This is a genomic window from Streptomyces sp. NPDC088707 (assembly GCF_044752725.1).
In the GTDB taxonomy this organism is placed as follows: Bacteria; Actinomycetota; Actinomycetes; order Streptomycetales; family Streptomycetaceae; genus Streptomyces.
In genome coordinates this window covers 449,982-473,491 of sequence record NZ_JBIVLV010000002.1, presented here as the reverse complement: position 1 = coordinate 473,491, position 23,510 = coordinate 449,982, and the positions used below count along the sequence as shown (strand labels likewise).

Here is a 23,510-nt window from a genome sequence, read left to right as displayed (position 1 = left end):
TCATGACCGCACTCGACCGGCTCGCCCGTACCGACCTCGCCTTCCTCAACTGGCGTGACCCCACACACCCCGACGCGGGTGGGGCCGAGGCGTACTGCTGGGAGATCGCCCGGCGGTTCGCGGCGGCCGGAGCCCACGTCACCCTCGTCTCGTCTCGGTACCCCGGCTCGCGTGCCCGCGAGTACCGCGACGGGATCCGCGTCGTGCGCGGCGGCGGCACGTTCGGCGTGTACGCCGCCGCCGCGGCGCACCTGCTGCGGAACCGTCACGCGTACGACGCCGTGGTCGACTTCCAGAACGGGATCCCGTTCTTCTCGCCCCTGTTCACACCCCGCTGGACCGCGGACCTCTGCGTCATCCACCACGTCCACCAGCACCAGTTCGACACCCGGTTCCGTTGGCCGATGAACACCGTCGGCCGGGTCCTGGAGAAGCAGGTCAGCCGGCGCGTCTACCGGGGCCGGCCCGTGGTCGTCGTCTCGCCCTCCACCCGCGAGGGCACCCGGCGGGAACTCGGCTTCGGCAATCCGATCCACATCGTGCCCAACGGGCGCCCCCACCCCCTGCTCACGGGTCCCGCCGGGCAGCGGTCGGCGACCCCGGCCCTCACCGTCGTCAGCCGGCTCGTACCGCAGAAGCGGGTCGACCTGATTCTGCGGGCCATGCCGGCGCTGCTGCGCCGTCTGCCGGAGCTCCGCGTCGACCTGTGCGGGGACGGCCCCGAGGGCGAGTCGCTGCGCAAGCTCGCCGCCGGTCTCGGCATCGGCTCCGCCGTCGAGTTCCACGGACACGTCTCCGACGAGCGCAAGCAGGAGCTGTTCCACCGAGCGTGGCTGACGGTCGTTCCGTCGGTCGCCGAGGGCTGGGGTCTCGCCGTCATCGAGGCGAACACCGTCGGCACCCCCGCGCTCGCCTTCGACGTACCGGGGCTGCGGGACGCGATCCGCCCGGGCGTCAACGGATGGCTCCTCGCCCCCGACGCGGACCTGGCGGCCGGTATCGCCTCGGCCCTCGACGCGCTGTCCACCCCCGAGGCGCGGGCCCGCACCGCCGCCCGCTGCCGCGCCTGGGCCGCCGCCTTCTCCTGGGACGCCAGCGCCGAACGGCTCGCCCAGGTCGTCGTGGAGGACCTCCAGCGCATCCGCCGGCACCGGCGCTCGCGCCGCTCGGCCAGCGACCTGTCCGTCGTCACGCGCTTCACGTCCCCCGACCCCGAGTCCACCGAGCGTGCGGTCCGCCGCGCGCTGCGGCAGACCGACGCCTGGCAACGGAACGGCGCCGCCTTCCGGTTGCTGCTCCACGGCTGCGACGAGATGCGGGCGTTGAGCGCGCTGCGCCGCCTCGACGTCGCCGAGGCCGACATCGTCCTGGCGAACGGCCACGACGTCCTGCTCGGCGCGGCCGAGCCCGGTGAAGGGTCCGTCGGCGGTCCGGACCCCGGGCGGCCGTCATGACCTCCGCCGCGCGCGTCGCCGAGCGGTCGCCCGTCCACCAGGACGAGGTCACCGCCGTCCACGGCGCGCGCTGGATCGCGACCGCGGTGGTCGTGGTCGGCGCGGTGAACTACGCGTACACCCTGATCCTCACCCGGCTCCTGGACGTGTCCGGGTACGCCACCTTCGCCGCCGGTCAGGGGCTGGTCGTGTGCACCGCGGCGGTCGCCGTGGTCACCGTGCCCTGGATGCTGGCCCAGGCCCTCGCCCGGGCAGGCTCGGACGCCGAACGGGGCGAGGCGGTCCGCTTCGCGATGATCACGGCCGTCGTGGGCGGAACCGTCGCCGCGGTCGCGGTGGGCTGTGTGGCGATGGAGTTCGCGGGCACCCTGACGACCCTCGCCATCGCGGGTTCGACCCTGGCCATCTACGTCACCCGGGTCAGCGTCGGGTGGCTCCAGGGCACCGAGCGGCTGCGGACCCTCGCGGTCCTCACCGCCGTCGAGGCCCTCCTCAAGTTCGGCGTGGGACTCTTCTTCGTGACGGCGCTGGGGCTCGGCGAGACGGGCGCCCTCGCCGCCTTCGCCGTCGCCGTACTGCCGTACGTGTTCTTCCGGCCGAACCGGTTCCGCAACGAGCCACGCCGGCCGTGGCGCGCGGTGAGCGCCGACCGGGACCTGTGGCGGCGGGCGTCCGGCGTCGCCTCGCTCCAGGGGGTGGTGGCGCTGCTCGCCTCCGTGGACATCGTCCTCGTCGCGATGCTGCCGACCGACCGCGCGGCGGCGGCCAGTTACCAGGCGGCGGTCATGCTGGGCCGGGTCCCGCTGTTCCTGGCCGGGGCCGTCTCGATCGCCTTCCTGCCCGCGCTCTCGCGGCGCCGGGCGGGCGACCCGCTGACGGCGAGCGCGCTGCGGATGTACCTGACCGTGGCGCTGCCCCTGACGGTGGTGGCCGCGACGGTGCCGAACGCGCTCATCACCACGGTCTTCCCCTCGGGCTACTCGATGGTCTCCACGCTGATGGCCTGCACGGCGACGGCGGGCCTCGCGCTCGGCGCGCTCGCCCTCCTCGTGACCTTCGCCCAGGCCGTCGACGACTACGCGTGCCTGCGCACGCTGCTCGTGGGACTCGGCCTGTACGTGACGGCCCTGGCGACCGGCTGGGCGACCGGCGGCGTGCTGGGCATGGCGATCGGCGGGTTGTGCGGAACGGTCGCCGCGCTGGTCCTGCTGGCCGTGCGGCACTCCCGCCGGCACGGGTTCGGGGTCGCCGAGCGGCCCTTCGGCCGGGTGGTGCTGCCCCTGCTCGCACTGGCCGCGGGCCTTGCGCTGCTCCGCCCGTTCACCTACGTGTGGTTCGCCGCCGCGCTGGTGGTCACCACGGTGGCCCTGTGGCGGTTCTTCGGACGGCGGCGGACTCCCGCACTCGGGACCGGCCCCGACGGCGGACCCGGCGACGGGCCCGTGGCAGGGCCGGGGAAGGCGCCGCCGAACGGCGGGACCGGGGCGGCTCCGGAGGCGGAGCCCGCACCCGGGCGGCGGGAGCCGCCGCCCGCCGAGGCCGCAGGGACCCGGGCCGCGGTCCACGACGAGCACGCCGTGAACCTTCTCGTCGACGCCGTGTGGCGGGGTCGGGTCCGGCCCGCCGCGGACGAGGAGCTCCTCGGTGCGCTGGCCGCGGCCCGGCGCAACCAGGTCGAGGGCCGGCTGGCCCGCGCGTACCCCCGTCAGCTCGCGGCCACGCTCACCGAGGTGGAGAGCGCGACCGGGCTGTTCCGGCGGAACCTCGTCGAGTCCACGGACCGGCTGCGGGCGGCGGGCATCCCGACCGTCCTGATCAAGGCCGATCTGGCGGGGGACTACGTGTACGGCAACTTCGACCTGGTGGTGCCCCCGGGGCGTCTGCGGGCCGCGCAGGCCGCGCTCGACGGCTGGTACGCGCACCGCACGACGTACTGGCTGGAGCACTCGACGAAGGTGCTCCTGGAACCCCCGAACGGCCCGGCGGCCCATCTGCACGGCTCGGTCTCGTGGTTCGGCGTCCCCGTGGTGCCGACCGACCGGCTCTTCGCCCGCGCCGAGCACGTCCCACGGCCCGGCCCCGCGAGCGGACACACCGACGGGCACACCGACGGACACACCGACGGGCACGCGAACGGCTCCCCGGACGGGCACCCGCGCGACGCCGAGGACGGCGACACCGCGGACGACGGCACCGACGGGTACGCCTGGCTGACGCCCTGCCCCTCCGACCGGCTGCGGATCTGGCTGGCGCACGCCCTCTTCCAGAACCTGACCCTGGACCTCTCCGAACTCCTCGCCCTGCGCTCGCTCCTCCACCCCGACGTCGTGGCCGAGGCCCGTCACGAGGCCGCCCGCGAGGGCTGGTCCGCCGGCGGCCGGGAGGCGCTCGACACCGCCGTCGAGGCGATGGCACGGCTCGACCGGGGCGAACGCGTGCCGCTGCCCCTGCCGCTCCCGGTGGCGACCTCCCTCCGGGTGGGGGCCGAACACTCGGGCCACCTCCTCGGCGAGGGCCGGCTGCGTGCCGCGACCCGCGAGGCGTCCCTGCGGGTGCCGCTCGTGGTGACCAAGAAACTGCGGAGGCGAGTGCCATGACCAGCTCCCACCGCCCCCTGCTGGTCGCCGTGTCCGGGCCGGACGGGGCAGGCAAGTCCTCGCTGGTCTGCCGGCTCGCGGCGCTGCTCGACGAGAGCGGCCTCACCGTCGTCGCCCTGCACTGCTACGGCTGCTTCCTGTGCCGCGGGTTCCCGGTCCCCCCCAAGGCGAGTGAGAGGGGACCGGGCGGGGGCGGGTGGGCACGGCGCGCCACGGATCCCAAGCGCCGGGGATCCCGGCTGCGCCGTGCCCACGCGCTGCTGGACGCGGCCGAACTGGCCGCCCGGATCGCGGTCGCCGAAGCGCGGGCCCGCAGGCGCGCGCGGGGCGGGGAGTCCGTGGTCCTCACGGACCGCGGGCCGCTGGACGGCCTGGTGAAGTTCGACCTGCCGGGCCGCTCGGCGGCGGCGTCCGTGTTCCGCCGGATCGCCGACCGCTACGGACTGACCCTGCTCGTGGAGACCGGACCCGACACCCTGCGGGACCGCGGCTGGGAGGAGGTCGCCGGTCCCCCGGCCCTCTGGTGGGCCCGCTACCGGAGCTGGTCCCAGCGGCTGCCGCGGCTTGCGCGGATCGACGGCGAACGGTCGCAGTCGCTGGTCGCGGGCGAGGCGCTCGACCGGATCCTCGACGCGGTCCGGGACCGGGAGCGGATCCGGCACACGACCCTGCGGCGGCGGCACGTGGTGGTGTCCATCTACGACGACGCGGAGAACCCCGCCTACCGGGGCGGTGGCGCGCTGGTCGTCGGCAAGGTGGCCCGCCGGCTCGCCGAGGACTTCCGGGTGACCGTCGTGACCGCCGGCCGCGACAGCGGCAGCGAGGAGCGCAACGGCATCCGCTACGTCCGGCTGCCGGTCTGCCGGGCCGGTCCGCGCGCCGGCCAGCTGCTGTTCCTGACGCTGCTCCCGTTCGTCGCCCGCCGCATCCGCCACGACCTGTGGCTGGAGAGCTTCACTCCCCCGTTCTCGACGAGCTTCCTGCCCCTGACGACGGCCGCCCCGGTCATCGGCATCGACCAGGGCCGCAGCGCCGAGGCCCTGTGGCGGCGCTACCACGTCCCCTTCTTCCTGGTCGAACGGCTCGGGCTGCGCTGCTACCGGCACATCGTGGTGATGAACGCGGCCGACGGATCGGAGATCCGCCGGCACAGCCCCCGGGCCGACGTCCAGGTCATCGCCAACGGGGTCGAACACCGGGACCTCGACGAGAGCCGGCTGGGCGGCGGGCAGTTCATCCTGTTCCTGGGACGCGTCGACACCTGGGTCAAGGGCCTCGACCTGCTCCTCGACGCGTACGAGAGCGCCGAGCCGCCCCTGGAGCTGCTGATCGCGGGCAGCGGCACCCCGGCCGAGGAACGCCGGCTCGCCGCACTCGTGGCCGCCCACGCCCGCGGAGCGAAGCCCCGGATCCACTGGGTCGGATACGCCGAGGGCGACCGCAAGCGCCAACTGCTGCGCGACTGCGCCTTCCTGGTGGTGCCGTCCCGCCACGAGACCTTCGGTCTCGTGGCCCTCGAAGGCATGGCGTACGGCAAGCCCGTCCTCCACTTCGATCTGCCCGCGCTGCGCTGGATGCGCGACGGCGGCGATGTGACCGTGCCGCCGTTCGACGTGGCGGCCTTCGGCCGGCGGATGAACGAGCTGGCCACCGACGCGGCGCTGCGCCGCCGGCTGGGGCGGCGCTCCGGTATCGCCGCCCAGCACTACACGTGGGACGAGATGACGGGCCGCTATCTGGCCCTGGCCCACAGGCTTCTGGACACTCCCGCGCCCGCACGGCGGCCGAGGAGGAAGAGGGGTGCGTCATGGCAGTCGACCCGCTGACCGGGTTCGTCCGGACCGTCGTCGGCTCGGACGTCCCGATCCTTGTGCTCTCGCCGCACCTGGACGACGCCGTCCTGTCCTGCGGCGGGCTGCTCGGATGGGCCGGGCGCCGGGCGCCGGTGACCGTCGCCTCCCTCTTCACCGAGGCCGCGCCGCCGCCGCACACCCTGTCCGCCCGCCAGTACCTGAAGCAGACCGGCGCCGAGAACGCCGAGGAACTCTACGCCGAGCGCCGCGCCGAGGACCTGCGGGTCCTGGAGCGGCTCGACGTCGGGTGGTGCCACGTCGGACTGGTCGACGGGCTGTTCCGACGGCTGCCGCGGCCGCGCCCGGGCACCGCGCGTCTGGCCGGGCTGCTGCCCGAACTGACCCATGTGTACCCGACGTACCGGCTGCACCTGTCCCGGGGCCGGGTCTCCCCGTACGACGAGGAGACGCTCCGCGCCGTGGGCGAGACGATCGACGCCCTGCTGCCCGGCACCGACGGCGGCCTGGTCCTCGCCCCGCTGGGCGTGGGCGGGCACGCCGACCACGTCCTCGTCCGCACCGCGGCGGAGCGGTGCGGGCGCCCGGTCGTGTACTACAGCGACTTCCCGTACAACCAGCACGCCGATCCCGACGCCCGGTTCACCGCCCGGCACGGTCTGGTCGCCCGCGACTGGGAGCGCGGACTCGACCGGAAGGCCGAGCTGATCCAGGGCTACGGGAGCCAGGCCGACGCCATGTTCCCCGAGGGCCGCGTCCCCACGGCGCCCGAGGTCTACCTCTTCCCCGAGAGCGCGGACGCGACGGTCCGCCCCCGGCCGACGCACCCGGCACCGACGCGCGGAGCCCGCGGGATCCGCACTCCGAGGGGTGTGTCGTGACGATCCCGCGCACCGCTCCCTCGTCCGCCCGGACCGAACCGGCCACCCCTGCCCCGCCCTCACCGGCACGTCGGCGCCTCCGGCTCGGCTCGGTGCCGACCGCGGTGTACGCGGCCGCCGCGGCGCTCCTCACCGTGACCCTCCGGCTGGTGGAGATCAGCCGGGCGGGCGACCTGTTCATCGACGAGCCGATCTACCGGCAGCTCGGGGAGAGCGCCGCGGCGGGCGGCTTCCCCCGCACCGACGAGGGCCTGTTCTTCCTGCACCCGCCCGGCTACTTCTACGTGGAGGCCGGCTGGACCAAGCTCGTCGGGGAGCACTCCGACATCATCGCGGGCGTGCACTCCTCGCGGGTGCTCAACGCGCTCCTGGCCGGGGTCACCGCGGCCCTCGTCGTCTTCCTCGTCGCCCGGGTGCGGTCGCGCGGCGCGGGCGCGGTCGCCGGTCTGGTCTTCGCCCTGGACCAGTTCTGCATCCGGCAGAACAACCGGGTGCTCCTGGAGACCGGGACGATGGTGTGGATCCTCGCCGGCTATCTGGTCCTGGTGGGTCTCACCCGCGCCGAGCCGCCACCCCGGCCGCGGGCCCGGGCGCTGCTCGCCGGGGTGTTCTTCGGCCTCGCTGTCCTGTCGAAGGACCACGCGGTGCTGATCACCGTGCTGCCGCTGCTCGCCGCCCTGCTGCTCGGCTGGGGTCCGCCCCGCAGGCTCGTCGCCCTCACCACCGGGGTGACCGTGCTCTCGTACGTCGTCTACGTGGCGTTCCTGTCCGGGTTCGGGCACTTCGACGAGTTCTGGGAGGCCAAGACGTCCGGGGTCCGCCGCCTCCTCGGAGTCGTCCAGGAGACCGGCTTCAACGCGGAGGGCACGCCCTCGCTCTCGGGCCGGCTCCTCGCCGAACTCCCGGGGTACGCGGGCACGTATCTGCTCCTCGCCCTCACCCCGGTCGCGCTCTTCCTGCTGCTGCGCCGCAAGGAGCCGGTGTACCGGCTGCTCGCGCTCTTCCACGCCTCGGCGATCGTCACCCTCGGGTACGCGCTCGGCGTGGGCACCCTGGAGGAGCAGGCCCTGTACCTGTTGTTCGTGCCCAACCTGGTAGCGCTCGCGGTCACCGTGCCGATGCCGTCCCGGAGCCGGCCCGGACTGCGCCTGGCTGCCTGGACCGCCCTGGTCGCCGTGGTCGCCGCCCCCGCCGCGGTGTACGCCCGCGACCGGTGGACCCCCGACGACGGCTTCGAACGTCTCCGCGCCCATCTGCTCGCCCATGTACCGGCGGGCAGCGGGATCGTCACCGTGGACGGGCAGCGGACGCGCGGTGTCACCAACTGGGCCCTGATGGACACCTACCGGCTCGGGCACTGGGCGGCCCCCGAGGAGCAGGCGGTCAACGACGCCCCGTACGTGATCGTGCCGTGGCGGGTCATCGAGCAGGGATACGGGCGGTACTCGCTCGCCGAGGTGCGGCGGCTCACGGAGGGGCTGCGGCCGGTGTTCGCGTTCGACGGCCCCACATACGGCACTCTCGCCCTGTACCGCCTGCCGTCGCCGCTGCCCGGACCGAGCCTGACCGCGCTCGCGGTGCCGGGATCGACGGTGACGGGCCCTCTGCTGCCCGCCCCGCCACCCCCTCCGGCGGAGCGCGGCGACGGCCTTCCCGCGACGGGAGCGGGCGATGCGCCACGGTGAGCGGCGTCCCCGCGTCCTCCTGCTGACCAGCAGCCCGCTGGACGGGGCGGAAGGGTGTGACGTGCGGCTCGCCGCCGACGTCCTCGGGGCGCTGCCCGACGTCGACTTCGTCTGGTTCTCCCAGTGGCCGGGCCGCCGGCAGTCCCCGCCGGGGCGCGGCCGGGCGGTGCGCATCCTGTCAAGCGACGGTGTGCCGCACGTTCCCGAGCGGATGCAGTCCGCCCTCTTCGGCGCGGTCCAGTCCCGCCGGGTCGACCTGGTGCACGCCTTCCTCACCGTCGGCCGTACCTTCCCGGCCTTCTCGTGGCTGCGCCCGCTGCTGCTCGGGAGGCGACCGGTCGTCCACACCGTGCCCGGGGTGATGAACACCCGCTTCCTGAACCACGTCAGGCCGCTGGGGACGACGGTCGCCCTGTCGGAGTCCATGGCACGGCGGCTGCGGGCCGCGGACTTCGCGGACGTACGAGTGATCCCGCCCATGATCGGCCTGGACGAGTGGCCCTACCTGCCGCGCCCGAAGGGGTTCCCGGTGGTGCTGTTCGCGGGACACCACGATCCGCACGGCGGTGCGGAGACGGCGATCGACGCGGCGGCGGAGGCCGTACGGACGGGGGCGAGCTTCCACCTCGTGCTCGCCATGCGCGGGCGTCCGGGGCAGGACAACGCGATGCTCGACGAGGCGCTTCGGGAGCGGGCCGGGGCGGCGGGGCTCACCGACTTCGAGGTGCGGGGGTACGTCGAGGACATGCACGCGCTGCTCTCCGGCGTGCATGTGCTGCTGTTCCCGCCGGCCGTCCTCGGCGGCAAGGCCGACATCCCGCTGACCGTCCTGCAGGCGCTCGCCTCGGGGCGGCCGGCGATCCTCAGCGACCTGCCCCAGTTCGCCGACTTCGGTCACGCGGTGCTGCGGGCCCCGGCGGGCGACGCGCGCCGCACCGGGCAGCAGCTGGCGTGGCTGCTCGACCAGCCGCGCTCCTGGGACGTGCTGGCCGACCGGGGCCGGGCGCTCGTGGAGGACCACTTCGGTCCCGAGCGGTTCGCGGCCCGGTACGGGTCCCTGTACCGGGAGCTGCTGTCGTGACGGCGCTGTGGTGGACCGGATCCCGTGGTGTGTCGGTCGCGCTGGCGGTCCTCGCGGTCCTCGTGCTGCTCGTGGGGGCGTTCGCCGTGCTGCGGAGCGAGCCGACGGACCCGGAGCCGGAGCCGTACTGGTACGGCACCCTGCAGACCGAGCCGGACCGGGCGGTCACGGAGTACGAGCACGGCATCCAGGTCGCCCATCTCCAGATCGACTGGAGCAGGCTGGAGCCCGAGCAGGGCGTGTACGACGAGGAGTACGCGCGCGAGGTGCGGGAGGAGCTCGCCGTCTTCCGGGACGCGGGGCTGCGGGTGGAGGCGGGGCTCGGTCTCAACCATCCGCCGCCGTGGCTGCCGGACGCCTTCCCGGAGTCGGTCTTCGTGAACCAGTTCGGGGACCGGTCCACCGGTGTCCCGAACATCGTGTTCAGCGAACCCGTCCGGGAGCACATCACCGAGTACGCGCGCGCGGTGGACCGGCTGATCGGTCTGGAGAACTTCTGGGCGGTCCGGATCGGCGTCAACGAGAGCGGCGAGTTCGCCTATCCGACCCCGCTGTCGGAAAGCGACGGTCCCGCCGAGTTCTGGGCGTACGACAGCCACGCCCAGGCGCGCAGCCCGTACCCGGGGTGGCGTCCCGGGGAGGCCACGTACCACGGGAAGCCGTTCACCCGGGAGCAGGTGGCCCGGTGGTTCGACTGGTACGCCGGGGCCCTGGCCGGGGCGGTGAACTGGCAGCTGGACCTGTACACCTCGCTCGGGTACGAGGGGGCGCTCAAGATCCTCGTCCCGGGGGCCGGCTTCTACCCCTCCGACCTGCGGGCGGCCGTCGACGCCCGGCTCGTCGGCACCCCGGCGATCCGGCTCGTCGCGCGCGGCGCCGGGTTCTTCCTGACGCTCCCGCTGGTCGAGCACCGGGACACGGTACGGATCGTCACCACCGCCCTGGTGGACGGGACGGGCGACCCGGACGACAACGGCTGCGAGCCCGCCGACGCGAGGACGGACGTCGACGCCCCGCCCGACGCGCTGGTGCGCGACTGGTCCTCGGCGCGCTGGGTGGTGGCGGTGGCCAGGAGCGCGGGCTTCAACCGGCTGACCGGGGAGAGCGCCGGGCCGCAGGTCTCCCCTTACCGGCCCGGGGTGACGGAGACGGCGTACAAGCAGATGGCGTCCTGCGGTCTGGAGGGCGTCATGTGGGCCTTCGACGGCAATCTGTACGACGGGACGCCCGGCTCGTCCCTGCGGGAGTACGCGGAGACGATCCGGCGTCATCCCTGAGGCGCGGGGGCGCCGGCGGGGGTGCGGGGCCAGGTCGGCGGCCCGTCCGGTCGCTCGGCGGCGAGGAGCAGGATGCCGGTGTCCCCGTACTCGGGCAGGGTGAGGTCCTTGGCGACCCGGGCGATCCGCAGGCCGGTGGTGCGGGGCGCGAAGACGGCCCGCAGGGCGGCTTCGTCGACCGGGCAGGCGGGCCAGACCGGCCCCTCGCCGATGCGGTAGCTCGGCATGCGTTCCATGAACGCGGCGAGGAGCCGTCCGCCGGGGCGGACGGCTCGCACGAAGGCGTCGCAGAACAGGGTGAACTCGGCGGAGTCCTCGGTGACGCTCTCGGCGACGAAGTTCATCGAGGCGAGGTCGTACGTGCCGGGCGCCAGGTCGTCGATGCCGCCGGGCACGATCCGCACCGGGCGCAGCGCCTCCGTACTGCTCTCGGGCAGGGCGGGGTCGAGGGAGCGGCACAGGGAGTAGAAGGGCTGCCAGCTGGCGTCGGGGCCCCCGTCGAGCTGGCGGCGCAGGTAGCGGAGGTTGGCGGCGCTGGGTTCGAGGGCGTCGATCCGGCGGCTCGCGGCGCCCGCGAGCATCAGCGGGTAGAGGTTGGGGCCGGCGCCGAGTTCGAGGGTGCGGGCCAGGCTGCCGGGGGCGATGTGCCGGTAGACGGCGGCGTGGTGGTGGATGACGCCGATGTCGCACGGGTGGAGCCTGCGGTAGTTCTCGGCGAGGTAGTCGGTGACGGGCCAGGCGTCCCAGTCGGCGTCCTGGTTGCGGCGCACCCGGGTCGGGCCCATCACGGCGGCTCCGGTCCCCGGGCGGCCGTGACGGCGGAGGGGCGTGCGGCGCCGGCGGCCTGCAGGGAGAAGCGTGCGGCGAGCAGGGTGAGCGCCGTGCAGAGTTCCTCGATCTCCTCGTCGGTGTTGGCGGCGGTGATCTGGACGCGGAAGCCGACCCGGTCGCGCGGGACGAGCGGGTAGGAGGCGAGGGTCACGTAGATGCCGTGCTCCCAGAGGAAGCCGGCGACCTGGTCGAGGTCGTCGGCGTCGGTGAGCGGGATCTCGATGATCGGCAGTCCGTCGGTGTTGGGGGTGGCGATGCCGAGGGCGCGGACGTGCGCGAGCACCCGGGCCGTCTTGCGGTAGAGACCGGCCCGGATCTCGTCCCCGCGCGCGTCGTTGACGTCGAGTCCGGCCAGGGCGGTGGCGAGCGAGGCCGTCGGCGAGGGGCCCGAGTAGAGGTACGGGGCCGCCGCCACCTTGAGATGGTCCTTGAGCCACTTCGGGACGGCGAGGAAGGCGAGCAGCGAGGAGAACGCCTTGGAGAAGCCGCCGACCAGGACCAGGTCGTCGTAGGTCTCACCGAGGTGGCGGACGATGCTGTTGCCGCGCGAGCCGTAGGGGCTGGTCTCGCTGGGGAGCCGCTCTCCGATGACCCCGAAGCCGTGGGCGTCGTCGATGTACAGCAGGGCGCCGTTCTCGCGCGAGACCCGGGCCAGAGTGGGGAGGTCGGGGAAGTTGCCGGTCATGCTGTTGACGCCGTCCATGCAGATGAGGCGGTTGGCGTCGGCGGGCGCGCCGCGCAGCAGCGCCTCCAGCTCGTCGGGCCGTTCGGCGTGGAAGCGGTGGATCTCGGCACCCTGGCCGCGGGCGGCGACGCACCCGTCGTACACGGTGCGGTGGGCCTGTGCCTCGACGAAGACCTGTCCGGTGCCGGCGAGGAGCGGGATCACCGACTGGTGGATGAGGGTGATGGTGGGCAGCAGCAGCGTGTCGGAGGCGCCGAGGAGTTCGGTGAGCCGCTCCTCGATCCGGGGGTAGAGCCGCGGGCTGCCGATGAGCCGGGACCAGCTGGGGTGGGTGCCCCAGCGCCTGACCTCCGGCTCGATCGCCTCGATGACCGTCGGATCGAGGTCGAGACCCAGGTAGTTGCAGGAGGCGAAGTCGATGAGCCAGTCGTCGCCGACCCGGATACGGCGGCCGTCGATCTCGTCGATGACGGCGTCGCACATGCGGCTGGTCCGGTGGAGGTGTTCGAGGTCGCGCCAGCGGGACGCGCGCGGGGGGCGTCCCGCCCGGGCGGCGGGGCGGACGGCGGGCCGGGCGGGCGGACGCTCCCCGGACGGCGGGGCGCGGTGCAGATAGGACTCGGCCTGGTGGGCGGTCATGGGGCGGGCGAAGAGGTAGCCCTGCCCGTACCGGCAGCCCATGTCGGCGAGGAGCGCCCGCTGTTCCTCGTTCTCGATGCCCTCGGCGACGACCTGGAGACCGAGGACGTCGGCGATGCGCACGATGCCCTCCACGAGCGCGACCTGCTGCGGGTCGGTCGTGATGTTGTCGATGAACGACTTGTCGACCTTCAGGACGTCGATGGGGAACTCGCGGAGGTAGCTCAGCGAGGAGAACCCGGTGCCGAAGTCGTCGATGGCGATGGAGACGCCCAGGTCCTTCAGGGCCGCCATGGTGGTCCTGATCTGGGCGTCCCTGCGCATCAGGACGGTCTCGGTCAGCTCCAGGATGAGGGAGCCGGGCGCGAGCCCGGAGGAGTGCAGGGTGCGGCGTACTCCTTCGAGGAACCCCGGGTCGCGGAACTGGCGGGCGGAGACGTTGACACTGGCGTACAGCGGGGACTTGCGGGGGCGGGCGCGCTGCCAGCGGGCGATGTCGAGCGCCGCGTGTTCGAGGACCCAGGCGCCGAGCGGCATGATGTGGCCGCTCTCCTCGGCCAGGGCGATGAACTGGTCCGGCGGGACCATGCCGCGGCGGGCGTGCGGCCAGCGGATGAGCGCTTCGAGGCCGGCCGGCGCACCGTCGCGGACCTCGACGATCGGCTGGTAGCGCAGGGCGAACGCCTTGTCGGCGATGGCCGTGTCCATGCCCGCCTGGAGTTCGTGCCGGGCGACGAGCCGGGAGTGGAACTCGGGGTGGAAGAGCCTCCAGCGCTTCTTGCCGGCCGCCTTGGCCGCGTACAGGGCGAGGTCGGCGTGGCCGAGGAGTTCCTCGGCGTGGGCGCTGTCGAGGACGGTCGCGATGCCGACGCTGGTCGACACCGAGACGGCTCCGTCGGTGAGGTGGAAGGGCTGGCTCAGGGTGTGCACGATCTCCGCCGCGAGGGTCTCGGCGTCGCGGGGTTCGCGCGCGCCCTCGATGAGGACGGCGAACTCGTCGCCGCCGAGCCGGGCCGCGGTGTCGGTGAGCCGCAGGACGGAGGTGAGGCGGCGGGCGACGGCGACCAGGAGTTCGTCGCCCACGGAGTGCCCCATGGTGTCGTTGACGACCTTGAAGTCGTCGAGGTCGACGAAGAGCATGCAGGTCAGGGTGGATTCGCGGCGTCCCCTGAGCAGGGCCCGCTCGACGCGTTCGAGGAGCAGGACACGGTTGGGGAGCCCGGTGAGGGAGTCGTGGAAGGCCCGGTGCGTCAGCTCGCGTTCCAGTTTCCGTTGTTCGGTCACGTCGCGGAGCGTGAGGACGAGGCCGTGCACGGTGTGTTCGTCGCGGAGGTTGCTGCAGCGGACCTCCACCTCCAGGTCGGCCGAGCCGCCGTGGAGGAGCTTCCAGTCGTCCCGGGCGTCGACGGCCGCGCGGGTGCGCGCGTCGGCCAGGACGCGCAGGGCGGAGGCCGTGTCGGCGGGGGCGACGAGGTCGGTGAGGGGGGTGCCGGGGAGCAGGGAGCGGCCGAACATGGTCTCGGCGGAGGGGCTCGCGTACCGGACGGTGTCGTCGTCGTCGACGATGAGGATGACGTCCGAGGTGTTGTGCACGAGGGTGCGGAAGTAGGCCTCGCTGGTGCGGCGGTTGACCTCCTCGCTGAGGGCGAAGCGTTCGAGGGCGAGGGCCGCCTGGGAGGCGAGGGACTGGGCCGGGCCGGAGATCTCGGCGAGCTTCTTCTCCGGGCCGGCGATGAGGAGGACGCCGAGCAGCGGTTCGGGGCCCGCCGGGGCCTGGAGTTCCAGGGGGCAGAGCAGTGCGAAGGCCTCGGGGACGAGCTCCGCGGCGACGGCGGGGTCGAGCCGGGACACGGGGATGAGCCGGGTGCCGTCGGAGACGGTGTCGGGCCAGGCGGTCCCCGGGGGCTGGGGCCGGTCGCCGGCGGGACGGACCGGATCGGAGGGGGCAGGGGCCTTGCCGGACGCGGAGGCGGTGGGAGGCCCGTTCCCGCCGGGCGCGTTCGCGGTCGGGGTGGAGGCGGGCGAGGTCGGCGCGAGCGACGTCCGGGATGCCGCGGACGGCGGCCGGGTCAGGTCGTCCGTGCGGCAGCTCCACGGGTGGGCGGTGGTGGCGACGCCGCTCAGGCCGCCCCGGCGGTCCCTGGTGAGCAGGAGGACCTGGTGACCGGTGCCGGGTCCGAAGAGGGTGGCGGACGCGGTCTCCACGGCTCCGGCGACCTCGCGGGGGCTCAGGGCGGCGACGAGGGAGGCGGCGGCGATCCGGAGGCTGCGCTCGCGCGCCTCGGCCTTGCCGTGGTCGTTCATCATGCCCCAGAGCCGGGCGAGGACCAGCAGGAACATCAGCGCCGAGAAGATCGCGATGACGGCGATGTCCTGGTCCCGGTCGTGCCGCAGCGACTGGAACAGCAACAGGGCGGGAGCGACGAGCGAGGCACCCGCGAGCAGGGCGAGCCGTCGCTCGGCCACGTGCGGCGCGGGCTCGGGCGCGCGCTCGGTGAGTCCGGTCATGGAGGGGTGGAGTGCGGCGAGCCCCCAGGCGGTGAAGAAGACGACCCAGCCGAGGTCCCAGGGGGTGCCGACCTGCCAGGTGCCGCGCAGCTGGAGCGTGCCGTAGATGACGTCGGAGGCGAGGATGCCGCAGGTGCCGAGGGTGAGGAGTTGCACGGACCGGGATCTGAGGCCGCCGGGCACGAGCAGCCGGGCGAGCATCGCGAGCATCAGCACGTCGCCGAGGGGATAGGCGATGGAGATGGCCTTCTCGATCCAGCTCATGTCCTCGCTCCTGGCCAGCGGGGTGATGAGGTTGACCCAGGAGAGCAGGGCGAGGCCCGAGGTGAGGATCAGCGCGTCGAGGACGACGCCGAGGTCGCGGCCGACGGCCCGGTAGCGGATGAAGCCGAACAGGCCGATGGCGAACAGCGGGTACGTGGCCAGGTACAGGGCGTCGGCGACGGAGGGGAACGGCCTGGTCTGGCCGAAGAAGGCCTCCAGGGCGTTGTACGCCGTGTCGCCGCCCACGAAGGCGAGGTTGGCGGCGGCCAGCACCAGCCAGGGCCAGCGCCGGGACGGCTTGTGGAGGTGGACGCCGACAAGGATGGCGGCGACGCCGCCGAGGCCGATGAGCGCCCAGAGCACGGTGTGGCGCTCGGGGAACTGCAGGTAGGCGGCCGTCAGCGCGGCCACGATGACGAGGTACACCAGGGTCCAGCGGCGCAGTGACCCGGTCGCTGTGAACGGCCGGTTCGGCTGGCGCAGCGACATCGTCGACCGCCCCCTTGCCGGGTCGGACGGACGCCGTCGGGAGCGCCCTGTTCGCGGATAGGACCCCGTACGGTGTCCATTCTCCGGGGCGCCCGGAGCCCCTGCATCTCGGAGCGGGTCGCGTGGGGACCTCAGCGCGTACGAGGGCGGGGTGGCCCCGCGTCAGGAGGAGGCGGACGGCCGGAGGGACTCGGCGTCAGGAGGAGGCGGACGGCCGGAGGGACTCGCGTCAGGAGGAGGCGCGGACCACGAGTTCCGTCGGGAGCATCCGGCGGGGCTGCTCGTCCGGCTCGCTGGGCTCGGCGATCTCCTGGAGCAGCAGCCGGGCCATGGTGCGGCCCATCTCCTCGATGGGCTGGCGGACGCTGGTCAGCGGCGGGTCCATGTGCCGGGCCACGGCCGAGTCGTCGACACCGACGAGCGCCACGTCCTCGGGGACCCGGCGGCCCGCCTCGCGCAGGACGCTGCGCGCGCCCGCGGCCATGACGTCGGACGCGGCGAAGACGGCATCCAGGTCCGGCCTGCGGCCGAGGAGTCGGCGCATGGCGTGCCGCCCGCCCTCCTCGGTGAAGTCCCCGGTGGCGACCAGCGATTCGTCGGCGGCGAGTCCGGCCTCCGCCAGGCCTTCCCGGTAGCCGTCGAGCCGGCAGCGGGCCACGTACATGTCGAGCGGTCCGGTGATGGTGGCGACGGCGCGGCGGCCGCGTGCGGCGAGATGGGCGACGGCCGTCCGGCCCGCGCCGGTGTTGTCGGAGTCGACGAAGGCGACGCGCTCGTCCTCGGTGCGGCGGCCGTTGAGGACGGCGGGCAGGCCGAGGGCGCGGACCTGGTCGGGCAGAGGATCGGAGGCGTGCACGGAGACGAGGAGGACGCCGTCGACGCGCTGGGCGGCGAGGTACTGCTCGAAGCGCTGCCGCTCCTGCTCGCTGCGGATCAGGGTGAGCAGCAACTGCTTGTCGGCGTCGGCGAGTTCGCTGCTGACGCCGCGGATGATGTCGAGGAAGTACGGCTCCGCGAAGAGCCGGGCCTCGGTCTCGGGGATGACGAGCGCGACGGCGTCGGTCCGGCTGCCCGCCAGGGCGCGGGCGGCCCGGTTGGGCACGTAGCCGAGCTCGGCGACGGCCCGCTCGACGGCGGCCTTGGCCTGTTCGCTCACCCGGGGGGAGCCGTTGATGACCCGGGAGACGGTGCCGCGGCCGACTCCGGCCCTGGCCGCGACCTCCTCAAGGGTGGGCCTGCCGGTCTGCCGCCCGCTCACCGCCATGTGCCGCTTCTCCCCTCGGGCCGCCGCCCCGCCTGCGTGTGCACGCGAACCTATCAGGCGGGGCGGGGCGGTCCCGGGGGCGCGGCGGAAGGGCCCGGGGAACGCTCAGGCGCCGGTCGGGGCGAGCTCGGCCATGGCGCCCCAGCCCTGCTGCGGGACCTCGACGTTGATGATCTCGGGGGTGGTGGCGATGGCTCCGGCCATGGCCTCGAGACCGGCCGTGAAGTGCGGGGAGGCGACGTGGGCCGCGCCCGCCGCGGCGTCCGCGAAGGCCTCCAGGAGGACGAAGACGTTCGGGTCGTCGACACTGCGGGACCAGTCGAAGAAGAGGTTGCCGGGCTCCTCGCGGGTGGCGCGGGTGAAGTCGGCGACCAGGTCGAGCCAGCGGTCGGCGTGGTCGGGGCGGGCGGTGAAGCGTACGGCGATGAAGATCATGCGACCAGCCTGCGGCGCCCGGGCCCGCACGGCCAGTCGGTCCGGTCAGGATTCCGGCAGAGCCGGAAACCCGGGTACGGCACGGGTGAGCGCCGCACGGATCTCGCCCTGCCGCCGGCCGAAGTCGGCGGTGGGCAGCGAGACGGACAGGGCGTGCACGATGCCGTCGCCGCGCTCGGGCAGGGCGACGGCGAGACAGGTGTACGCGGGGTCCGCCTCGCCCACGGACACGGCGACGCCCTGCCCGCGCACCCGGTCGACCTCGGCCTCGAAGCGCTCGGCGCTGGTGATCGTCCGCTCGGTGAAGCGGGCCATCCCGTGCTCCGCGAGATAGCGGCGGCGCAGCGGGCGCGGCAGCGCGGCGAGCAGCGCCTTGCCGTGGGCGGTCGCGTGGGCGCGCTGCTCGGGGCCCGGCGCGAAGGGGTGGGCGGCGTCGGTGACGGGGGCGGTGGTGTCGACGACGGTGATCAGGCCGTCGCGGTAGGCGGTGTGGTAGGCCTCCGCGCCGGTGGCCCGCCGCAGCCGGCCGAGGAGCTCGCCGGTGCCGGCGCCGAGCCCGTGGTGCCGCTGGTGGGAGCGGTGCAGGGCGGGGACGCGGGGCCCGGGGGCGTATCCGTCGGCGGTGCGGACGAGGTAACCGCGCGCGAGCAGGGGCCCGGTGAGGTGGTAGACCGTCGAGAGGGCGCAGCCGAGGTGCCTGGCCAGCGCCTTCGCCCCGACGGGCCGGTCGGCGTCGGCGACGGCGTCGAGGACGGCGAGGGCCCGGTCGACGGACTGGGGCCCGGGGCTCGGGGACGGGACAGGCATCGGTCCAGCTTAGGCGGGCGGGGCGGGAGTGCGGCTGCCGGGCGCCCGGGCTTGTCGGTCCCGCCCCGGCCTGTCGCGCCCACCCCGGCCTGGGGGCGACAGCCCGGCAGCCCGGGGGCGACAGGGCAGGGGCGGAGGCGACAGCCCGTAGGCGACAGGGCGGGCGACGGAGCGAGGCCGGGAACCCTCTGTGCCCCCTCCGCTCCCCTCCGTATCCCCGCAGGTCAAACCCCCCTTATGTGCATAAGCCACTCTTTCGGCGTACCGTCGAGTGTTCCCCTGATCCTCGACGCCACGGGAGAGCGCGTGCCCCGCTCCACGACCCACCATGCCCCGACGCCCCGCGAGGGGCGCCGTCCGCGTCTCAGGACAGCGGCGATCGCGACAGGCGTGGTCGCCGTCGCCGCGGGCGGCCTGTACGTGGCGGGGCTCGTCGCCACCGGCGACGACATATCCGCCGGCACCCGCGTCGGGGGCGTCGACATCGGCGGTATGAGCCGCGCCGACGCCGAGGCGAAGCTGGCGGCCCAGGCACCGGCCGCGTGGAGCGCGCCGATACCCGTGCGGGTCGGCGACAGCGACTCGACCGTGACGCCGGCGTCCGCCGGACTCACCGTGGACCTGGCGAAGACCGCCGAGCTGGCGGCCGACCCCTCCCGCGACCCGTTCACCGTCATCGGCCGGCTCTTCTCGTCCGGCGACCGCGAGATCGAGCCGGTCCTGGCGTACGACGCGGGCAAGGCGAACGCCGCCGTGGCAGAGCTGGCCAGGAAGAACGACCGCGCGGTGCGCGAGGGGGCCGTGGCCTTCCGCGAGGGCAAGGCCGTCGCGACCCGTCCCGTCACCGGCCAGAGGCTGGACGCGGGCAAGGCCGTCGAGACCCTGCGCGCCGCCTACCCCGCCGCCACCGGCGCCTCGCCCGTCACGCTCCCCGTCGCCGTGACCGAGCCGAAGCTGCCCGCGGCCGAGGTGAACCGCTTCCTCGACACGTACGCGAAGCCCGCCGTCTCGGGTCCTGTGACGCTCACGGCGGGCGCGGACCGGCTGCGGATCTCCGCCGCGACGCTCGGCGACCACCTCACCGTGAAGAACGAGAACGGCCGGCTGACCGCCGACCTCGACGCCGAGGCACTACTGCGGGACCCGGACGTGGCGGACCCGGTCTCCTCCCTGACCGGGGCGCCCGTCGAGGCGGCCCTCGGCGTGCGGGACGGCAAGGTCGTCGTGGAGTCGGAGGGCAGGCCGGGGCACGAGGTGACGGCGAAGGCCCTCGGCGACGCCGTGCGCCCGCTGCTGACGCGGTCGGGCGACGCCGCGCGTACCGCCGCCGTGGCCACCACGGTCACGCAGCCCGAGCTCACCTCCGGCTCCCTGGCGCGTCTCGGGATCACCGAGCAGATGTCGACGTTCACGGTGAACTTCCCGAGCGCCCCCTACCGGACGACCAACATCGGCCGGGCAGCCGAGCTCATCAACGGCTCGCTCGTGCAGCCCGGCGAGGTCTGGAGCTTCAACAGGACGGTCGGCGAGCGCACACCGGACAACGGATTCGTCGACGGCACGATGATCCTGGACGGCCAGTACCGCTCCGCGCCCGGCGGCGGTGTGTCGGCGATGGCCACCACCATGTTCAACGCCATGTTCTTCGCCGGGGTGAAGCCCGTCGAGTACGGCGCCCACTCCTTCTACATCGAGCGCTACCCGGCCGGCCGCGAGGCGACGGTCGCCTGGGGCCAGCTCGACCTGAAGTTCCGCAACGACACCGGGAAGCCGATCTACATCAAGGCCGGCGCGACGGACTCGTCCGTCACCGTGAGCTTCCTCGGCACGAAGAAGTACGACTCCGTGGAGGCGGTCGCCGGGGAGCGCACCAACATCACGCAGCCGAAGAAGGCCGAGGGCACCGGCAAGGCCTGTGTGCCGCAGCCGCCGCTGGAGGGCTTCGACATAGCGGTGGACCGGGTCTTCAAGAACGACGGCGTCGAGGTCAAGCGGGAGACGTTCAAGACCCACTACACACCGCGCGACGAGGTCACCTGCAAGCCGGTCGACAAGCCCGGCGCCGACACGCCCGACCAGGAGACGGCCGCCAGGTGACCGGCGCGTGGCCGGCGGGGAGACGGACGCCCGGAAGGGTGTCTTCCCGTACGGCCGGGGCATGACTCCGGAGCACGGCCCACCAGGCCAGGGCCGCCCTCAACCGTCCGGAGGCCCGCCTTGGCGCAGTGCAGCGACCCCTTCGAGCGGCTCCTCTCCGACGCCGTGCGCGCGGGCGTCTGCCCCGGCATGGTGTGGGCCGTGGGCGACGCCCGTACGCCCCTCTCCGCGGGGGCCGTCGGTCTGCTCGACCCGGCGCGGCCGGACGAACCGATGCGCCACGACACGCTGTTCGACGTCGCGAGCCTCACCAAGATCCTCGCCGTGTGGGCCGTGATCGGCACCCTCGTCGACGCCGGGAAGCTCGATCCGGCGGCCCCGCTGGGCAGCTACTGGCCCGAGGCGGCGGGGCGGCCGCTGGCCGATGTGACGGCACATCACCTCCTCACCCACACGGCCGGCATGCCGCTCCGCGCCAACCTCCGGCACCTCTACGGCTCCGATCCGCAGGACGTGCGGGACGGGGTCCTCGCCGAACGCCTCCGGCACCGGCCCGGGGAGGCCGTCGCGTACACCGACCGGGCGGCCCTGATCCTCGGCTACCTCGCCGAGCACCTCACCCGCCGCCCGCTCCCCCGGCTCGCCGAGGAGCGGGTCTGGACCCCGCTGGGGATGACGGAGACCCGGTACGGCCCGCTGCCCGCCGCGCTCAGGGAGCGGTGCGCGCCCACCGAGTACGACGAGGAGACCGGGCGCCACCTCAAGGGCACCGTCCACGACTTCTCGGCCCGGCTGCTCGGCGGCGCCTGCGGGATCGCGGGGGTCTTCACGACCACCGGCGACGTCGGACGGTTCCTGCGCCACCTCCTCGCCCCGGTGCCCGGCACCTTCTCCGCCGAGTGGACGGCCCGCTCGCTCCGTGTCCACACCGGCGGCCTCGAACCTCCCCGCGGCCTGTTCTGGCACCCGGCGCCTGGCACGGGACCCTCGGACGGCGTCTGGTCCCACTTCGGCTTCACCGGCACCGGCATGTGGGTCTCGCCGGCCCGGGACCGCTGGGCGGTCCTCCTCACCAACCGCCTCCACCTGACCAGGGACCCCGGCCCTCTGGCCCGCGTCAGGGAGGTGTTCCGGACCCTCGCCTTCCCGTGACCCACCCCGGGCGTCGAAGGGCAGGTCGTGAGCTTGGACACCCCTCTGAGGGAGCCGTCGGACCGGGGGTTACCATATGAGCGCCGCCTAGCTCGAAAGATAAACTTGTGACTGTCAATGACGACTCGTTCACCAGCTGGAAGAACCGCGAGGAGATCGCGGAGTCGATGATCCCGATCATCGGGAAGCTGCACCGGGAGCAGGACATCACCGTCCTGGTCCACAGCCGCTCCCTGGTGAACAAGTCGGTGGTCAGCATCCTCAAGACCCACCGGTTCGCCCGCCAGATAGCGGGCGAGGAGCTGTCGGTCACCGAGACGCTTCCATTCCTCCAGACGCTCACCACCCTCGATCTCGGCCCGTCCCAGATCGACATCGGCATGCTGGCCGCCGACTACAAGACCGACAACCGCGGTCTCACGGTGGAGGAGTTCACCGCGGAGGCCGTCGCCGGTGCCACCGGTGAGAACAAGATCGAGCGTCGCGACGGACGCGATGTCGTCCTCTACGGCTTCGGCCGCATCGGGCGCCTCGTCGCCCGCCTCCTCATCGAGAAGGCCGGCTCGGGCAACGGCCTGCGCCTGCGCGCGATCGTCGTCCGCGGCGGTGGCGAGCAGGATCTCGTGAAGCGCGCCTCGCTGCTGCGCCGCGACTCCATCCACGGTCAGTTCCAGGGCACGATCACGGTCGACGAGGCGAACAGCACGATCGTCGCCAACGGCAACACCATCAAGGTGATCTACGCCAACGACCCCTCCGAGGTCGACTACACGGCGTACGGCATCGAGAACGCCATCCTGATCGACAACACCGGCAAGTGGCGCGACCGCGAGGGCCTGTCGAAGCACCTGCGCCCCGGCATCGACAAGGTCGTCCTGACCGCGCCCGGCAAGGGTGACGTGCCGAACATCGTGCACGGCGTCAACCACGACACGATCAAGCCGGACGAGCAGATCCTCTCCTGCGCCTCCTGCACCACCAACGCGATCGTGCCGCCGCTGAAGGCGATGGACGACGAGTACGGCGTGCTGCGCGGCCACGTGGAGACGGTCCACTCGTTCACGAACGACCAGAACCTCCTGGACAACTACCACAAGGCGGACCGCCGCGGCCGCTCCGCGCCGCTCAACATGGTGATCACCGAGACCGGTGCCGCCTCGGCCGTCGCCAAGGCGCTGCCGGAGCTCAAGGCCCCGATCACGGGCAGCTCGATCCGCGTCCCCGTCCCGGACGTCTCGATCGCCATCCTGAGCCTGCGCCTGGGCCGCGAGACCACCCGCGACGAGGTCCTCGAGTACCTCCGCGACGTCTCGCTGCACTCGCCGCTGAAGCGTCAGATCGACTTCACCACCGCCCCCGACGCGGTCTCGATGGACTTCGTGGGCTCGCGCCACGCGTCGATCGTCGACGCCGGCGCGACCAAGGTCGACGGCGACAACGCGATCCTCTACCTGTGGTACGACAACGAGTTCGGCTACTCGTGCCAGGTCATCCGGGTCGTCCAGCACGTCTCCGGCGTCGAGTACCCGACCTTCCCGGCCCCGGCGGTCTGA

15 protein-coding genes are annotated in these 23,510 nt (G+C 73.7%); 10 read left to right on the top strand and 5 right to left on the bottom strand.

What is annotated here, in order from left to right; translation table 11 throughout:
• Positions 1 to 2 precede the first annotated feature (2 nt).
• From ACIP84_RS09475 to ACIP84_RS09445, 7 genes are read left to right on the top strand one after another with little or no spacing between them, the layout of a single operon-like run.
• Positions 3 to 1,454 (top strand): glycosyltransferase family 4 protein, encoded by a 1,452-nt coding sequence (locus ACIP84_RS09475; protein ID WP_401796569.1) that lies wholly within the window; start codon positions 3 to 5, stop codon positions 1,452 to 1,454.
• Positions 1,451 to 4,051, top strand: coding sequence for a hypothetical protein (locus ACIP84_RS09470; RefSeq protein ID WP_401796566.1), 2,601 nt, complete (start codon positions 1,451 to 1,453; stop codon positions 4,049 to 4,051). Before ACIP84_RS09475 ends, ACIP84_RS09470 begins: the two co-directional genes overlap by 4 nt.
• On the top strand, positions 4,048 to 5,877 hold the full coding sequence (locus ACIP84_RS09465) for a glycosyltransferase (protein WP_355964467.1): 1,830 nt from the start codon (positions 4,048 to 4,050) through the stop codon (positions 5,875 to 5,877). Before ACIP84_RS09470 ends, ACIP84_RS09465 begins: the two co-directional genes overlap by 4 nt.
• On the top strand, positions 5,859 to 6,743 hold the full coding sequence (locus ACIP84_RS09460; protein ID WP_401796563.1) for a PIG-L deacetylase family protein: 885 nt from the start codon (positions 5,859 to 5,861) through the stop codon (positions 6,741 to 6,743). Before ACIP84_RS09465 ends, ACIP84_RS09460 begins: the two co-directional genes overlap by 19 nt.
• Complete coding sequence (locus tag ACIP84_RS09455; RefSeq protein WP_401796560.1) at positions 6,740 to 8,428, top strand: ArnT family glycosyltransferase; 1,689 nt, start codon at positions 6,740 to 6,742, stop codon at positions 8,426 to 8,428. Before ACIP84_RS09460 ends, ACIP84_RS09455 begins: the two co-directional genes overlap by 4 nt.
• Positions 8,415 to 9,509 (top strand): glycosyltransferase family 4 protein, encoded by a 1,095-nt coding sequence (locus ACIP84_RS09450; RefSeq protein WP_401796557.1) that lies wholly within the window; start codon positions 8,415 to 8,417, stop codon positions 9,507 to 9,509. The genes ACIP84_RS09455 and ACIP84_RS09450 overlap by 14 nt, the downstream gene beginning before the upstream one ends.
• Positions 9,506 to 10,786, top strand: a complete 1,281-nt coding sequence (locus ACIP84_RS09445) for a beta-galactosidase (RefSeq protein WP_401796554.1) — start codon at positions 9,506 to 9,508, stop codon at positions 10,784 to 10,786. The genes ACIP84_RS09450 and ACIP84_RS09445 overlap by 4 nt, the downstream gene beginning before the upstream one ends.
• On the opposite strand, the gene ACIP84_RS09440 is transcribed toward ACIP84_RS09445, so the two are convergent.
• The 5 genes from ACIP84_RS09440 to ACIP84_RS09420 all read right to left on the bottom strand — a co-directional run bounded on the left by ACIP84_RS09440 (position 10,777) and on the right by ACIP84_RS09420 (position 18,708).
• Positions 10,777 to 11,571 carry a class I SAM-dependent methyltransferase gene (locus tag ACIP84_RS09440; protein WP_401797104.1) on the bottom strand — a complete coding sequence of 265 codons (795 nt, stop codon included), beginning with the start codon at positions 11,569 to 11,571 and terminating at the stop codon, positions 10,777 to 10,779. The genes ACIP84_RS09445 and ACIP84_RS09440 overlap by 10 nt on opposite strands.
• On the bottom strand, positions 11,571 to 16,202 hold the full coding sequence (locus ACIP84_RS09435; protein ID WP_401796551.1) for an aminotransferase class I/II-fold pyridoxal phosphate-dependent enzyme: 4,632 nt from the start codon (positions 16,200 to 16,202) through the stop codon (positions 11,571 to 11,573). The genes ACIP84_RS09440 and ACIP84_RS09435 overlap by 1 nt, the downstream gene beginning before the upstream one ends.
• A gap of 229 nt (positions 16,203 to 16,431) precedes the next feature.
• Positions 16,432 to 17,466 carry a LacI family DNA-binding transcriptional regulator gene (locus tag ACIP84_RS09430; protein ID WP_401796549.1) on the bottom strand — a complete coding sequence of 345 codons (1,035 nt, stop codon included), beginning with the start codon at positions 17,464 to 17,466 and terminating at the stop codon, positions 16,432 to 16,434.
• Positions 17,467 to 17,571: 105 nt separating this feature from the next.
• Positions 17,572 to 17,901: a putative quinol monooxygenase gene (locus ACIP84_RS09425; RefSeq protein ID WP_055600751.1), complete on the bottom strand. Its 330-nt coding sequence runs from the start codon at positions 17,899 to 17,901 to the stop codon at positions 17,572 to 17,574.
• 45 nt (positions 17,902 to 17,946) lie between these two features.
• Positions 17,947 to 18,708, bottom strand: a complete 762-nt coding sequence (locus tag ACIP84_RS09420; RefSeq protein ID WP_401796547.1) for an IclR family transcriptional regulator — start codon at positions 18,706 to 18,708, stop codon at positions 17,947 to 17,949.
• Between the two features lie 306 nt (positions 18,709 to 19,014).
• Here ACIP84_RS09420 and ACIP84_RS09415 point away from each other — a divergent pair, with 306 nt between their 5' ends.
• The 3 genes from ACIP84_RS09415 to ACIP84_RS09405 all read left to right on the top strand — a co-directional run bounded on the left by ACIP84_RS09415 (position 19,015) and on the right by ACIP84_RS09405 (position 23,510).
• Positions 19,015 to 20,805 (top strand): VanW family protein, encoded by a 1,791-nt coding sequence (locus ACIP84_RS09415; protein WP_401796544.1) that lies wholly within the window; start codon positions 19,015 to 19,017, stop codon positions 20,803 to 20,805.
• A gap of 120 nt (positions 20,806 to 20,925) precedes the next feature.
• A complete protein-coding gene (locus tag ACIP84_RS09410) occupies positions 20,926 to 21,957 on the top strand; it encodes a serine hydrolase domain-containing protein (protein WP_401796541.1) in 1,032 nt (343 codons plus the stop codon).
• Between the two features lie 107 nt (positions 21,958 to 22,064).
• Positions 22,065 to 23,510, top strand: a complete 1,446-nt coding sequence (locus ACIP84_RS09405) for a glyceraldehyde-3-phosphate dehydrogenase (protein WP_055600755.1) — start codon at positions 22,065 to 22,067, stop codon at positions 23,508 to 23,510.

Bases quoted from the DNA above. Each gene is read 5' to 3' on its own strand.
- ACIP84_RS09450 (WP_401796557.1), top strand. From the start codon at position 8,415: ATGCGCCACGGTGAGCGGCGTCCCCGCGTCCTCCTGCTGACCAGCAGC.
- ACIP84_RS09435 (WP_401796551.1), bottom strand. From the start codon at position 16,202: ATGTCGCTGCGCCAGCCGAACCGGCCGTTCACAGCGACCGGGTCACTG.
- ACIP84_RS09465 (WP_355964467.1), top strand. From the start codon at position 4,048: ATGACCAGCTCCCACCGCCCCCTGCTGGTCGCCGTGTCCGGGCCGGAC.
- ACIP84_RS09460 (WP_401796563.1), top strand. From the start codon at position 5,859: ATGGCAGTCGACCCGCTGACCGGGTTCGTCCGGACCGTCGTCGGCTCG.
- ACIP84_RS09470 (WP_401796566.1), top strand. From the start codon at position 1,451: ATGACCTCCGCCGCGCGCGTCGCCGAGCGGTCGCCCGTCCACCAGGAC.
- ACIP84_RS09430 (WP_401796549.1), bottom strand. From the start codon at position 17,466: ATGGCGGTGAGCGGGCGGCAGACCGGCAGGCCCACCCTTGAGGAGGTC.
- ACIP84_RS09425 (WP_055600751.1), bottom strand. From the start codon at position 17,901: ATGATCTTCATCGCCGTACGCTTCACCGCCCGCCCCGACCACGCCGAC.
- ACIP84_RS09475 (WP_401796569.1), top strand. From the start codon at position 3: ATGACCGCACTCGACCGGCTCGCCCGTACCGACCTCGCCTTCCTCAAC.
- ACIP84_RS09440 (WP_401797104.1), bottom strand. From the start codon at position 11,571: ATGGGCCCGACCCGGGTGCGCCGCAACCAGGACGCCGACTGGGACGCC.
- ACIP84_RS09420 (WP_401796547.1), bottom strand. From the start codon at position 18,708: ATGCCTGTCCCGTCCCCGAGCCCCGGGCCCCAGTCCGTCGACCGGGCC.